The sequence below is a fragment of the Paraburkholderia agricolaris genome (assembly GCF_009455635.1).
In the GTDB taxonomy this organism is placed as follows: Bacteria; Pseudomonadota; Gammaproteobacteria; order Burkholderiales; family Burkholderiaceae; genus Paraburkholderia; species Paraburkholderia agricolaris.
This window is the reverse complement of the sequence record NZ_QPER01000001.1, coordinates 1,127,015-1,139,604: the sequence shown is the minus strand read 5'-3', so window position 1 is coordinate 1,139,604 and position 12,590 is coordinate 1,127,015. Positions and strand designations below refer to the sequence as shown.

At 61.3% G+C, this 12,590-nt stretch carries 11 protein-coding genes and 1 pseudogene; 6 read left to right on the top strand and 6 right to left on the bottom strand.

Annotated elements, in window-relative coordinates:
- Positions 1–91 precede the first annotated feature (91 nt).
- Positions 92–652: an RBBP9/YdeN family alpha/beta hydrolase gene (locus GH665_RS05230; protein WP_153138244.1), complete on the bottom strand. Its 561-nt coding sequence runs from the start codon at positions 650–652 to the stop codon at positions 92–94.
- Between the two features lie 186 nt (positions 653–838).
- On the bottom strand, positions 839–2,593 hold the full coding sequence (ggt, locus tag GH665_RS05225) for a gamma-glutamyltransferase (protein ID WP_153134946.1): 1,755 nt from the start codon (positions 2,591–2,593) through the stop codon (positions 839–841).
- A 420-nt stretch (positions 2,594–3,013) separates the two neighbouring features.
- Between ggt and GH665_RS05220 the strand changes: the two genes are divergently transcribed.
- Positions 3,014–4,723, top strand: a complete 1,710-nt coding sequence (locus GH665_RS05220; protein WP_153134945.1) for a glutamine--tRNA ligase/YqeY domain fusion protein — start codon at positions 3,014–3,016, stop codon at positions 4,721–4,723.
- A 186-nt stretch (positions 4,724–4,909) separates the two neighbouring features.
- Positions 4,910–5,920 carry a transporter substrate-binding domain-containing protein gene (locus tag GH665_RS05215; protein ID WP_246216146.1) on the top strand — a complete coding sequence of 337 codons (1,011 nt, stop codon included), beginning with the start codon at positions 4,910–4,912 and terminating at the stop codon, positions 5,918–5,920.
- A gap of 32 nt (positions 5,921–5,952) precedes the next feature.
- Here the strand turns inward: GH665_RS05215 and GH665_RS05210 are convergent, their stop codons facing one another.
- Together GH665_RS05210 and GH665_RS05205 are read right to left on the bottom strand one after the other, a co-directional pair.
- The gene (locus GH665_RS05210; RefSeq protein ID WP_153134944.1) at positions 5,953–6,402 is read right to left on the bottom strand and encodes an NUDIX hydrolase; all 450 of its coding nucleotides are present in this window, start codon (positions 6,400–6,402) and stop codon (positions 5,953–5,955) included.
- Positions 6,403–6,484: 82 nt separating this feature from the next.
- Positions 6,485–6,874 (bottom strand): RT0821/Lpp0805 family surface protein, encoded by a 390-nt coding sequence (locus tag GH665_RS05205; RefSeq protein WP_153134943.1) that lies wholly within the window; start codon positions 6,872–6,874, stop codon positions 6,485–6,487.
- 291 nt (positions 6,875–7,165) lie between these two features.
- Between GH665_RS05205 and GH665_RS05200 the strand changes: the two genes are divergently transcribed.
- Positions 7,166–7,405 carry a hypothetical protein gene (locus tag GH665_RS05200; RefSeq protein WP_153134942.1) on the top strand — a complete coding sequence of 80 codons (240 nt, stop codon included), beginning with the start codon at positions 7,166–7,168 and terminating at the stop codon, positions 7,403–7,405.
- Positions 7,406–7,439: 34 nt separating this feature from the next.
- On the opposite strand, the gene GH665_RS05195 is transcribed toward GH665_RS05200, so the two are convergent.
- Positions 7,440–8,942, bottom strand: coding sequence for a cytochrome-c peroxidase (locus GH665_RS05195; protein ID WP_153134941.1), 1,503 nt, complete (start codon positions 8,940–8,942; stop codon positions 7,440–7,442).
- 214 nt (positions 8,943–9,156) lie between these two features.
- On the opposite strand from GH665_RS05195, the gene GH665_RS05190 reads away from it, so the two are divergent.
- The 3 genes and pseudogenes from GH665_RS05190 to GH665_RS38665 form a co-directional block, all read left to right on the top strand.
- Entirely contained in the window at positions 9,157–10,737 is a 1,581-nt protein-coding gene (locus GH665_RS05190) for an acid phosphatase (RefSeq protein ID WP_153134940.1), read from the top strand.
- A gap of 306 nt (positions 10,738–11,043) precedes the next feature.
- Complete coding sequence (locus tag GH665_RS05185; protein WP_153134939.1) at positions 11,044–11,427, top strand: DUF427 domain-containing protein; 384 nt, start codon at positions 11,044–11,046, stop codon at positions 11,425–11,427.
- 386 nt (positions 11,428–11,813) lie between these two features.
- Positions 11,814–11,980, top strand: a pseudogene (locus GH665_RS38665) (IS110 family transposase); the annotation flags it as partial.
- Here the strand turns inward: GH665_RS38665 and GH665_RS05180 are convergent.
- Positions 11,980–12,582, bottom strand: a complete 603-nt coding sequence (locus tag GH665_RS05180; RefSeq protein WP_153134938.1) for a hypothetical protein — start codon at positions 12,580–12,582, stop codon at positions 11,980–11,982. The pseudogene GH665_RS38665 and the gene GH665_RS05180 overlap by 1 nt on opposite strands.
- Between the last annotated feature and the right edge of the window lie 8 nt (positions 12,583–12,590).

Below are 12,590 nucleotides of genomic sequence, written 5' to 3'. Positions count from 1 at the left end.
TTTTCAGTGACGCCGGCGACAGCGACAGCGCCAGTTCACCCGCTGCCCGGGTACGGCCGCCGAATCAACGGAAATCAGCGGAAATGAAGGTTCAGCACCGCTCGCCCAATGAAGCCAGCCAGCGCCGCCCCTCGTCCCAATCGCCGAGCCCGCTGTCGGCATTGATGTGGCCACGCGGCCCGATATCGATCCAGCGGCTGCCCCAAGCCTCGGCGCAAGCTTGCGAGAACGGCACGCTGCCGTACGGATCGTCGCTGCTCGCCACCACGATGCTCGCAAACGGCAAGCGCGTCAGCGGCACCGACGCGAAGCCGTGGGCGTCCTGTGGAAAATGTGCACCGGAAGGATCGGGCACCGCCACCAGCAGCGCGCCCGCCACCTTCGTGAGTTGGGCGGCGCTTGCATACTGCGACGCCCAGAAGGCGGTGGTCAGGCAGCCAAGGCTGTGCGCGGCGAACACCACGGGCGAGTCTGCCTCAGCCACCGCGGCGTCGAGCGTGCTGCACCACGCGTCGCGCTCCACCCGGTCCCAGTCCGGCATCTGCACGCGCAAAAAGGCGGGGTCAAGCGCTTCCCAGCGCGTCTGCCAATGCCCCGGGCCGGAATTCTGGTAGCCCGGCAGCACGAGTACGTTTAATTTTTGTCCGCTCATCGCATTCCCCGCAGTTCGTTCTTCAAGTTCGTTCTTCAAGTTCGTTCTTCAGGCACGTTCAAAGTTCGTTCTTCAGCCGCGTTCAAAGCGCGTTCATCAAGTGCGCTTCCACACCGCGTTTCCACAGGCCGCCTCAGCAGTCCACTTTCCCCATGATCTGCTTCGCCGGGCCGCGGAAACTACGCGTCAAGGCATCACGCGCCCCACGCCTGTGCCGCGCGGATCGGCCGCCGGCTCGGGCTTCGTCCCTTCAACGCGAATCATCTGCACGTCGCCGTTGAACGACTGCCCTTCCAGCGTGTAACCCTTGGCTTTCAACTGATCGGCCAACTCGCCCGTAATCGGATGATACGGCTCAAAGTAAATCGTCTTCGGCGGCAGCAACTGATGATGGAATCGCATCGCGGCCAACGCGTCGGCCGGCGTCATACCGAAATCGTACAGGTTAGTCATCACCTGGAAAATCGACGTCAGAATTCGCGAGCCGCCAGGCGTGCCGATCACGAGCGAAACCTTGTTGTCCTGCAACAGGATGGTCGGCGTCATCGACGAAAGCGGCCGGCGTCCCGGCGCTACGGTATTCAGGTCATTCGCCGTGGCACCCGGCGCGCCAGCAGCAACCGGACTGGTCTCGAAGTCGTCCATCGCGTCGTTGAGCAGGAAGCCGCCGCCGTCCACCACCACACCGGAACCGAACGATCCGTCCAGCGTGTAGGTGTTCGAAACGGCGTTACCCCACTTGTCGACCACCGAGAAATGCGTGGTTTGCGTCTTTTCCGGCAGCGAATCGCCGAGACCGCCTTTAACGGGCGTCGCACCCGGCACCTCGTCGGGTTTCACTTCGTCGGCGCGCTGGGCGAGGTAGGCGTCGTCAGTCAGTTTATCGGCCGGTATCCGGTACGAATCGGGGTCGCCAATGTATTGCTGGCGATCGGCGAACACACGATCTTCGATCTGCGCGACCAGATGGATATACGGCACGGAATTCAGTTCCAGTCCGTCGAACGCCTGCTTCAGGTCGGCTTTCATCTTCAGCATCTGGATCAGCCCGATACCGCCTGAACTCGGCGGCGGCGCGGTCACGACTTTGTAGCCGTTCCAGTCGGCGATGAGCGGTTGGCGCCACACGGCCTTGTACTGGATCAGGTCCTGCTTCGTGACCAGACCGTGGCCGTACATCTGCTGAGCGATCAGATCCGCGGTGCGGCCTTCGTAAAACTCGCGGCCGCCGTCGCTGGCGATGCGCGAGAGGGTCTGCGCCAATTCGGGCTGACGGAGCGTCGCGCCCGCCTTCAGGTTCGAGAAGTAGGCGTCGAAATTGGTCTTGCCGGCGAAATTCTTCGCCGCCGCGTCATGTCGCTGCTGCAAGCCCGGTTCGACCTGGAAGCCGCCGGTGGCGTAGCGGATCGCGGGCGCCAGCACCTGCTTCCACTTCAGCTTGCCGAAGCGCTGCTGCGCTTCCCACATGCCTTCGACGGTGCCCGGCACCGCCACCGCGCGATGGCCGACGAGACTCATACCCGGTATGAGCTTGCCTTTGTCGTCGAGATACATGTCGCGGGTCGCCTGCTGCGGTGCGCGCTCGCGATAATCGAGAAAATACGGTTTGCCGTCCATGAACACCGTCATGAAGCCGCCGCCGCCGATATTCCCAGCGTCCGGGCAGGTCACGGCCAGCGCGAAGGCGATCGCGACAGCGGCGTCAACCGCATTGCCGCCGGCGGCGAAGATCTGTTGCGCGGCGTCGGCGCTGTAGCGATCCGGCACGGCGACTGCCGACGCGTCCAGCACGGCCTTGGGCGGGGGCGTTTTCGCGAGCGCGGGTGCGGGCGCCACGAAGCTGCCCGCGAGCGCGGCGAACACGGTCGTGGCCGTCACGATCCGGGCGAAGGACAAAGAGGCGAAAGGCACGCGAGGCGCGCTATGCGACAAAACGGACATCCGAGAAACTCCGGGAACTAAGGGCGTCATGTTGCACGAACGGCGGAGGCTCATGCAAAACGACAAAAGGGAGCGAGGCCTGACTGGACCGTGTGGCCGGACCACGGTTACGCGGGCACGCGTTGCGCGGCAAGGCATGGGCGTGGGCTTGCGCTACCCCGGAAAAGGTCGAGCGGCGCGCGGGTGGCAAGTGTGCCGCCCGCATCCTAAGTCGCCGGCGCATGCGTCAACAAAACGTTTTACCTCCTGTTACAGCACCTTAAACGCAGCTTGCAGGGTCCCGCCTGACCCCAAAAACCAGCCGAAACCGCTCAAACGTTGGCTGCGCGCCGCACTCGCCTGCCGTGAGCGAACGCGTCAGGTAGAATTGACAGATAAGTGGGCGCATTGCGCACCCCCGACCGACATTCACCTTCTCGCATGAATACCGAACGCAACGACGCGCCAGCGGCATCCAATTTCATCCGCAACATCATTGACGAAGACAACCGCACCGGCAAATGGGGCCAGCGCGTCGAAACGCGCTTCCCGCCCGAACCGAACGGCTATCTGCACATTGGTCACGCCAAAAGCATCTGTCTGAACTTCGGCGTGGCGCGCAGCTACGGCGGCGTGTGCCATCTGCGCTTCGACGATACGAATCCGGAAAAGGAAAGCGTCGAGTACGTCGACTCGATCATTGATTCCGTGCGCTGGCTCGGTTTCGAATGGCAAAAAGACGGCAAGGAACAGCTTTATTTCGCCAGCGACTACTACGACAAACTGTACGAATTCGCCGAACTGCTGATCGAGCGCGGCAAGGCGTATGTGGATAGCCAGTCGGCCGAAGAAATGCGCGCGAACCGCGGCTCAGCCTCCGAAGTCGGCACGCCGTCGCGCTTCCGCGAGCGTTCGGTGCAGGAAAACCTCGACCTGTTCCGCCGCATGAAAGCCGGCGAGTTCAAGGAAGGCGAGCACGTGCTGCGCGCGAAGATCGACATGTCGTCGCCGAACTTCAACATGCGCGACCCGGTCATCTACCGTATCCGCTTTGCGCATCACTACCGCACCGGCGACACGTGGTGCGTGTACCCGATGTACGACTACACACACTGCATCTCGGACGCGTTGGAAAACATCACGCATTCGTTGTGCACGCTCGAGTTCGAAGACCACCGTCCGCTGTACGACTGGATTCTGAACGAGCTGGCCGAGGCCGGAATCTTCACGCGCCCGCTGCCGCAACAGATCGAATTTTCGCGCCTGAACCTCACCTATGCGATCACCAGCAAGCGCAAGCTGCTGCAACTCGTGACCGAAGGCCATGTCGACGGCTGGGACGATCCGCGCATGCCGACCATCGTCGGGGTACGCCGCCGTGGCTTCACGCCGGGAGCGATCCAGTTGTTCTGCGAGCGCGTTGGCGTCACCAAGGTCGATTCGTGGATCGACATGAGCGTGTTCGAAGGCGCGCTGCGCGACGATCTGGACGACAAGGCGCCGCGTACCGCTGCCGTGCTCGATCCGGTCAAGCTGATCATCGACAACTTCGCCGAAGGCGCGACCGAGCCGTGCAACGCGCCCGTCCACCCGCATCACCCGGAAATGGGGGTTCGCGAGTTCCCGATTTCGCGCGAGCTGTGGATCGAACGCGATGACTACAACGAAACGCCGCCGAAGGGCTACTTCCGCCTGTTCCCGGGCAACAAGGTGCGCCTGCGCTACGGCTATGTGATCGAGTGCATCGGTGCAGACAAAGACGAGAACGGCAACATCGTCGCGGTCCACTGCAATTACTTCCCGGACAGCAAATCGGGCACCGAAGGCGCGAACAACTATAAGGTCAAGGGCAACATTCACTGGGTCAGCGCGGCAGACGCGGTCCCGGCCGAAGTGCGCATCTACGACCGTCTGTTCAAGGAACCGCAGCCGGATGCCGGTGGCCGCGACTTCCTCGAAGCGCTGAATCCGGACTCGAAGCGCGTGGTCAACGCCTACCTGGAACCGGGTGCGCGCGACGCGCTGCCGGAACAACGCTATCAGTTCGAACGCCACGGCTATTTCGTCGCCGATCGCGTCGATTCGAAACCGGGCAAACCCGTGTTCAATCGCATCGTCAGCTTGCGCGACAGTTGGGGCAAGCCGGCGTAAGCTGAAGTCACTGCGACGCGAAGTACATTTGACGTTGCGTATTTGACGTTACGCATTTAACGTTGCTTACCTGACGTTGAACATGGCGTGCATTTCGCAAGCGGGATGCACGCCTTTTCGTTGCATCGACGTTCCATCGACATGTGACAGCGCGGCCACCATCCCCGCGCCAGTCCGGGAGGCCCGATGAAAGTTGCAGCCCGCAGCGGGGCGAGAACATGGGGGAGCACGGCAGAAGGCACGCGTCACGCACATACTACGCCTGCAGCGCGCATCAATCGCGCCGCGCGCGTCGCGCAAAGCATCCGTCGCACACTCGCTGCGCTGGCCGCATTCAGCGCAACGTCGCTCGCCGGCACCGCTCACGCGGACGAACTCACCGGCACACTGAGGAAAATCCACGACGACGGTGTGGTCGTGCTCGGCGTGCGCGAAGCGTCGATTCCCTTCTCGTACTTCGACGGCAAGCGCACGGTCGGCTATTCGCAAACCATCGCGCTGCAGATCGTCGACGAAATCAAGAAAACGCTCGGCCTGCCGCAATTGAAGGTGCACGAAATCACGGTCACCTCGTCGAACCGCACGCCGATGTTGCTGAACAACCAGATCGATCTGGAATGCGGCTCGACCACGCATACGGTAGAACGCGAAAGCGTCGCCGCCTTCTCGAACAGCTTCTTCCAGTACGCGGTACGCATCATCGCGCGCAAGAGCAGCGGCATTACGGATTTTTCTGACCTAGCCGGCAAGCCCGTGGTGACAACCGCGGGCACCTCCGACGAGCGTCTGCTACGCCGCCTGAATACCGAGAAACATCTGAACATGCGCATCATGAGCGCGCGCGATCATCAGGAAGCCTTCACCGCGCTCAAGGACGACCGGGCGGTGGCCTTCGTGATGGACGAACCGATCCTGTACGGTTTCAAGTCGACCGATCCGCACCCTGAAGATTTCGTGGTGACCGGCGCGCCACTCGGCTCCGAGGTTTACGCCTGCATGTTTCGCAAGGGTGACGAGCCGCTCCGCACGCTGGTGAACGGGGTGATCGCGCGCGGCCAGACTAGTGGTGACGCAGAACGTTTGTACAACCAGTGGTTCACGCAGCCGATTCCTCCGCGCGGCATCAATCTGAATTTTCCGCTGTCGGAACAGAACCGCACACTATTCGCTCATCCGAACGACCGGGCACTCGACTGAACACGCAGGCGACACGCCCGTGCTGCGATCTGCTATAGCGTTCGATGCAGTTCGGCGAGCGAAAGCGTGGTCTCAAAGAGTCTTGTGAGACTGCGGCTCGCATACCGCTCGACTTCGTCCGGCGCAACCCAGCGGTATGCATCCATTTCGGGAATCAGCGTGCCGTCAGAGCGGCGCGGAAACAGCGACGTGCAGGTGCACGCACTGAGATCGAGTTCGCCGGCAGTTGCACGGGCAGCGAACAGATGCAGATCCTTGTCGCGCCGGTAGACGAACAGTCCGAGATCCTTCAGACGCTCGGGTTCGATCACGATACCGGTCTCCTCGACCATCTCGCGCAGCGCTGTGACGTGAGGCGCCTCGCCCTCTTCGCCGTGCCCTTTGGGAACGTCCCAGTGAGAGGTTTCGGTGGCGTGTGCGAGCAGCACCCGCCCTTGCGGGTCGAGCAGCACGACGCCACACGAGACGACCCGCGTGCTCATCGACGCAATGCGCCGCAAGGACGCATAGCTTCAGGCCGCGCCGGCAGCAAGCCGACACGCACGGTCATACCCGCCCGCACGCTCAGCGCTTTTTCTGCAATTGCCAGTTACCGCTACCCTGCTTGCAGAACTGCGGGCGCAGGGTCATTGACTGCCCTTTCGCATTCAGTACGACGCCGACGTCGCGGCACGTGCGCTCGCCGTCCTTCGCGGTGCTGGCGATGGTGATCGTTGCGTCGATCTTGACGCTGTTGCCGGTGCCTTCGTTGACCCAGCTCGCGCTTTCGCCGTCCTGCTTGTCATTCAACGCACCGATGACGGCGCCCTTGATCGAATCGACATCGCGTTGCTTCATGTAGCTGATCGGCGTGTCGTTCAGAAAACCGAGGTTCGCCGCTTGTGCGCCGATCGCGCCGCCAAGCAGCAGGCCACCGACGGTCAAGTGAAACAGGGCACGGGTTCGCATCGACATGAAGGGTTCTCCTCGAAGAGTGGTTCGGCTCTATCGAGCGCGCTCGCGGCGGCTCGTGATCTGGACCCCAAAAGCATAGCATGTCGTTCCCGAAATGGCCTTGCGGATGCCGCGTCGCGGCACGACGCGGCAGCGTGCCGCGGCCCGCTCCGCCCGCTCAGAAACCGACGAGCCGACGGGCAGACGGACGGGCAGCAGGACTTTTAGGACCAGTCCCATATTTTTTTATGAGACGTCTTTCTAAGATAAGTCTGTCGCGCTACTGCGCTGCTCAAGCTTCAGACCCGCCTTATGGACATCTCACTTGCTCTCGAAACCGTCACCGTCGCGCTCGCGTTCTTCTGCGTCGCGCTGGTGCCGTTCGCCATCGGCCGTGATCCCGGTCTTGCGCGGCGCATCGTGCGAATGGACAGGCTCCCACTCGCACGCTGGCCGAATCTGCTGACGCGCGCAGGCGTTGCATGCCTTCTGATCTCGTTCGCACTACTGCTGGCCGCCTGCTATTGCATCCTTGCCGGCGCAGGCATCTAACCGTCCGCACTGCGGCGCGGTCAGCGCCCGATAATCAATTCGCGGCCGCGGTCTTTTCCGGCTTGTTTCCCTGCTTGTCTTCCGGTTTGTACCCATCCGTGAGCGTATTCAGAAACGCCACCACGTCCTTGATTTCAGCCTCGTCGAGTGCCGGCTTGTCACCCGGTTTACGATCGAACGGCGGCTCGGTATTCAGATTGGCCCAGTAACGCTGCGGCAGGTCGTCGAACTTCTGCACCTTGCCCTTCGAGACCGGATAGAACTTCTCCGGATTGGTGTCGCGCTGCGCGTAAAAACGCACGGCCTGATCGAGGGAATGATAGATGCCGTTGTGGAAAAAACTCTTCTTCAACGCAACATTGCGCAGCGTCGGCGTGCGGAAGATGCCGCAAAACTCAGCACGTCCGCCCAGGTCGGTACGCTCCGGGCCGCATGCGCCGAGGTCGTAGAAATGCGGATCGCGATTCACCGGCAGTGCACGGTTGCGCGGCACGCCGATCGCAATCAGACCGAAGTCGCTGAACTGCGGCGGCGCGCCGTCCATGGTGCGCTGACTGATGTGGCAGCTCGCGCAATTCCCCTTCTTTTCGTCGTTGAACACTTCCAGACCGTGTAGTTCGGCCTTGGTCAACTGTGCCTTGCCCGCGAGATACGCGTCGTACTTGCTGGTGTACGGGTAGAAAATCTCCGGGGTCTGCTCGAAGGTTTCCAGCGCCTGCAGCACGGCGTTGAAGGTGGCTTCGTCACTATCGAAAATATGTTCGCCGAAGGCCGCGCGGAAAGCGTCGGCATACGGAGAAACCTTCACTGCCGCCGCGACCTTTGCGGGCGAGCTGCCCATTTCGAACGACGACAGCAGCGGAATGCGCGCCTGGTCCGAGCCGCGATCGACCCGGCCGTCCCACGTCAAACCGCCGGTCGGCCCGGCATCGACGCTTTCATCGCCTTCGTCGTCCGACTCGTGGTAATGCTCGGCGAACGCCGGCACCGATTGCAGGTACTTGAGCGTGGGCGCGGCACGCATGCCGGTGCGGTGCATGTCGTTGCCGCCCAGTTGTACCGCCAGCGAATTCGCCGGCGAGAAAGCGTGATCGGGACTGTGACACGACGCGCACGCCAGCTTGCCCGAGCCGGATAGCGATGGGTCGAAGAACAACTGCTTGCCCACCGCCGTCATCTTCCGCACGGATTCATAGACTTGCGCGCGGGTCTGGCCAGCTTCCTGCGTGGCTGCTTTCACAGCGGAAGCCGCAGGCAATGCATTCGCTTTGGCCTCAATACCCACATTTGCACTGGCGTTCGGATTCGCCACGGTATTTACTTGCTCATTTATTCTTTCATTAACATTACTATTAATTTCATTATTCTTACTATTACCTGTCGACGAACCAGCGTCGCATGCCGCCACGCTCATGGCCATTACCGCGAGCGCTAGCGTCAGTTTTGCAAGCCCCATGCCTGTGCCCGCTGGCACCGCGCCCCGCAGCGCCTGCGGTTGAGCCGCCGTTTTCCGAATCCCCGTGAGACCAAGCCGCATATGAATGATGTGAATTTGCGATATTGAAGCCCGCAGCGTATTTCATCCGCATGTCGCCAAAATGACATACAGCCGACGAAAATTTAAAAACAGAGGCAATTCGTAATTATTTACATCTTTCTGTCAAATTCCTTATTCAAACTTTCGCTCGCGGTCAGTCGTGTAAGTAATGCGCCTGACCGGTCCCCAACGCGAGAGAGAGAACACATACCAAATGAACAAAAAACTGATCTGCGCGACGCCTATCGCGATCGCAGCAGCGCTGAGCTTGTATGCGTGCGGCGGCGGCGATGTCACAGCTCAGCCGGACATCACGTCGATCAAAACGGTCGTGGTGATCTATGCGGAGAATCGCAGCTTCGACAATCTCTACGGCAACTTCCCGGGCGCCAACGGTCTGCAGAATGTGACGGCGGCAAGCGCCACGCAGGTCGACCGCAACGGCACGCCGCTCGCAACGCTGCCGCAAGTGTGGAACGGCCTGACACAAACCGGCGTGACGCCGGCGGTGACGCAAGCGATGACGGCCAATCTGCCGAACAGCCCGTTCGCCATCGACGATCCGAATGGCTTCAACACGCCGATTACGGCCACGACGCGCGATCTGTATCACCGCTTCTATGAAAACCAGATGCAGATCAACGGCGGCAAGAACGACAAGTTCGCCGCGTGGGCGGATTCGGGCGGCCTCGTCATGGGTCACTACACGCTCAACGCCGACAAGCTGCCGCTGTGGAAAATCGCCCAGCAATACACGCTGGCCGACAACTTCTTCATGGGCGCGTTCGGCGGCTCGTTCCTGAATCACCAGTGGCTGGTCTGCGCGTGTACGCCGACCTATCCGAACGCGGACAAGAGCCCGGCGGCCAGTTCGATCTCCGCGGTCGAAAGCGACGGCGTCACGCTGAAGCTGGCGACCAACTCGCCGGCCTCGGCCTTGACCGGCGCGCCCAAGTACGTGAATTCGGGCAACCTGACGCCTGACTTCTACGCGATCAACACGATGCAGCCGCCGTATCAGCCGAGCGGCAACAAGCCGGCTTCGGGCGGCGACGCGAACCTCGCCGATCCGAGCGCGGCCAGCACGCTGCCGGCCCAGACGCAACAGCACATCGGCGATCTGCTGAACAACGCGAAGGTGTCGTGGGCGTGGTACGGCGGCGCATGGGGCGCGGCAGTCTCGGCGGTGCAGAACGGCACGTCGAACGTGGTCTACGGCGCGAATCTGACGGCGCCGAACTTCCAGCCCCATCACCAGCCGTTCAACTACTTCGCCGACCTCGCACCAGGCTCGGCCAACCGTTCGCAGCACTTGCTCGACGGCGGTCTCGCAGGCTCCGAGTTCATCAAGGCAATCGACGCAGGCACGCTGCCCCAGGTGTCGTTCTACAAGCCGCAGGGCAACCTGAACGAGCACGCGGGTTATACCGACGTCGCATCGGGCGACCAGCACATTGCCGACGTGATCTCGCATCTGCAGAAAAGCCCGCAGTGGAACAACATGCTGGTGGTCGTGACGTATGACGAAAACGGCGGCTTCTGGGATCACGTTTCGCCGCCCAAGGCCGATCGCTGGGGTCCGGGCACCCGCATTCCCGCGCTGATCGTTTCGCCGTACGCGAAGAAGGGTTTTGTCGATCACACGCAATACGACACGACGTCGATTCTGCGCTTCATCACGCGCCGTTATTCGCTGCCGACGCTGCCGGGTATCGCCACGCGCGATGCGGCACTGGTCAGCAACGGCAGCAAGCCGATGGGCGATCTGACGGCTGCGTTGAATATCAAGCAGTAAGCGGTTCGCGATTCACGATTCGCAGACAGGCAAAGTCGGTAAGCAACAGTCCGCTTGATGACGGGACTTTGACAGGGCAGCTTCGGCTGCCCTTTTTCGTTTTCGTCGCGCGAAGAACAGGACAGCGCAAGACGGCATACGCGGCGTGTCGTAGATCGAGCGGCGACACAACGCATTTTCGTGAGCGGCGTATGCTTCGACGCAGGACGCGACCATTCGCGCCGATGGCCGCTTGCAATCGCTCCCAACCGCTTGCCCCTTAGCAGCGTGTTGTGGATTTGCCCACTCATCCAGGAGTTCGACAGCATGACTGAGAAAATCATCAAGGTCCCCGGGCCCGATCATCCGATCACAGTCGAGCCAGCCCAGGCTCGCGTGGTGGTGACGGTAGTCGGCCGCGTGATCGCGGATACACGCAATGCGCTCGTACTGCGTGAGGCGTCGTATCCGCCGGTGTATTACATTCCGCGCAACGACGTCGAGATGACACTGCTGGAGCGCACCGATCACGCAACCTATTGCCCGTACAAGGGAGATTGCGCGTATTACAGCATTCCGAGCGGCGGCGAGCGTACGGTGGATGCGGTCTGGACCTACGAATCGCCCTACGCGCCCGTGAAAGAGATCGCGCAGCATCTGGCGTTCTATCCGAACCGGGTCGATTCTATCGAAGTGAAGCCGGCGGGATGAAGGAAGGGTCAGGCGCGCACCGCGGCTGTGAGGCGCGATGCGCGAGGCGTACGTTTTTGAAGGTCGTCTGTTCGGGAAGACGGTACGCTCACCACTTGGCGCCCCCGACGCGCGGCCACTCGAGCGGTACGTCATGACCGACCACACCACCGGAGAAAAGATAGAACGAATAGGCGCACGACAGGAGGCGGCGCGGCTAAAGGCTCTAATGGATAGACACATAAATCCACGCGAGGAAAAGGCCGAGCGGCAAGCCGCTCACTAAGCCCGCAAGCTCGAATCGCGGCGGCCCGACAAGCGCCGCACAGGCTTACGCAAATTGCGGGCCCTAAAGTTGCGCGAGCCGTGCGCCTGTTCACGCACGACCGACTCCTGCATATAAGCGAGATCTGCTTGAGCGATACCAGTCGCCCGCCGAGCTTGCGGCAACCAGCGAGAAGAGCCCGGCCGACCGCCTCGCGAAACTCGCCCTGCGCGTGGGCAAGAGAGCCTTGCGGCCGAGATTGTTCAAGCGCTCAGCGAACAGGCTGTGGTCATACCCGGTGCGTCCTCCTATCCTGCGGTCTTCAGTGCCTCAAGTGACACAATACGATCAAACTCAGGCCAGTCTGTTCGTACACGCGCAAGCGTTCCTTCAACAAGTGCGTCTGGAATGTATGGCGACTGCGGCTCCGGTAGTTTTTCGAAAGGCGGCTCCATCAAAGGATGATTGAGCACGGGGTTTTTCAAGCCGATCAGCTCTCGCAAACGAAACAGAAAGAGGATTTCGATCGGCGTTCGCGGAAACGCGGAACAGTCGAAAAATTTGGTCTCACTATCGCGCGTCGATTCGTGAGTATGGCGGTCGCAGGCCGCCAGCAACCAGGGCGTCAACGCTTTCGGATTTGTCTCATGCCACCTTTCGAGGATTCCTTCGTAGAGGGGTTCGCTATATGCGAACGACGGCCATTCATGGTGCACATCGCCTCGCCAGGCTGCAAAAAGCCTTAGCACAAATGCATGTACTCGCCGGTGGCGTTGATCGTACGAAAACTGTAATTGGTACGTTCGATTGAGAGCAGCATGCGTAAGGTAGCCTTGATAGACACTTTCCTCGACACGTCCAAGAATAAAAAGCATCGACATCGTTTCCGTCATCAACTCCCAATCTGTCATTCGTAGAG

Excerpts from the sequence above, each read along its gene's own strand:
- GH665_RS05230 (WP_153138244.1), bottom strand. The coding sequence starts at position 652 with ATGAGCGGACAAAAATTAAACGTACTCGTGCTGCCGGGCTACCAGAAT.
- ggt (WP_153134946.1), bottom strand. The coding sequence starts at position 2,593 with ATGTCCGTTTTGTCGCATAGCGCGCCTCGCGTGCCTTTCGCCTCTTTG.
- GH665_RS05220 (WP_153134945.1), top strand. The coding sequence starts at position 3,014 with ATGAATACCGAACGCAACGACGCGCCAGCGGCATCCAATTTCATCCGC.
- GH665_RS05215 (WP_246216146.1), top strand. The coding sequence starts at position 4,910 with ATGAAAGTTGCAGCCCGCAGCGGGGCGAGAACATGGGGGAGCACGGCA.
- GH665_RS05210 (WP_153134944.1), bottom strand. The coding sequence starts at position 6,402 with ATGAGCACGCGGGTCGTCTCGTGTGGCGTCGTGCTGCTCGACCCGCAA.
- GH665_RS05205 (WP_153134943.1), bottom strand. The coding sequence starts at position 6,874 with ATGTCGATGCGAACCCGTGCCCTGTTTCACTTGACCGTCGGTGGCCTG.
- GH665_RS05200 (WP_153134942.1), top strand. The coding sequence starts at position 7,166 with ATGGACATCTCACTTGCTCTCGAAACCGTCACCGTCGCGCTCGCGTTC.
- GH665_RS05195 (WP_153134941.1), bottom strand. The coding sequence starts at position 8,942 with ATGCGGCTTGGTCTCACGGGGATTCGGAAAACGGCGGCTCAACCGCAG.
- GH665_RS05190 (WP_153134940.1), top strand. The coding sequence starts at position 9,157 with ATGAACAAAAAACTGATCTGCGCGACGCCTATCGCGATCGCAGCAGCG.
- GH665_RS05185 (WP_153134939.1), top strand. The coding sequence starts at position 11,044 with ATGACTGAGAAAATCATCAAGGTCCCCGGGCCCGATCATCCGATCACA.
- GH665_RS05180 (WP_153134938.1), bottom strand. The coding sequence starts at position 12,582 with ATGACAGATTGGGAGTTGATGACGGAAACGATGTCGATGCTTTTTATT.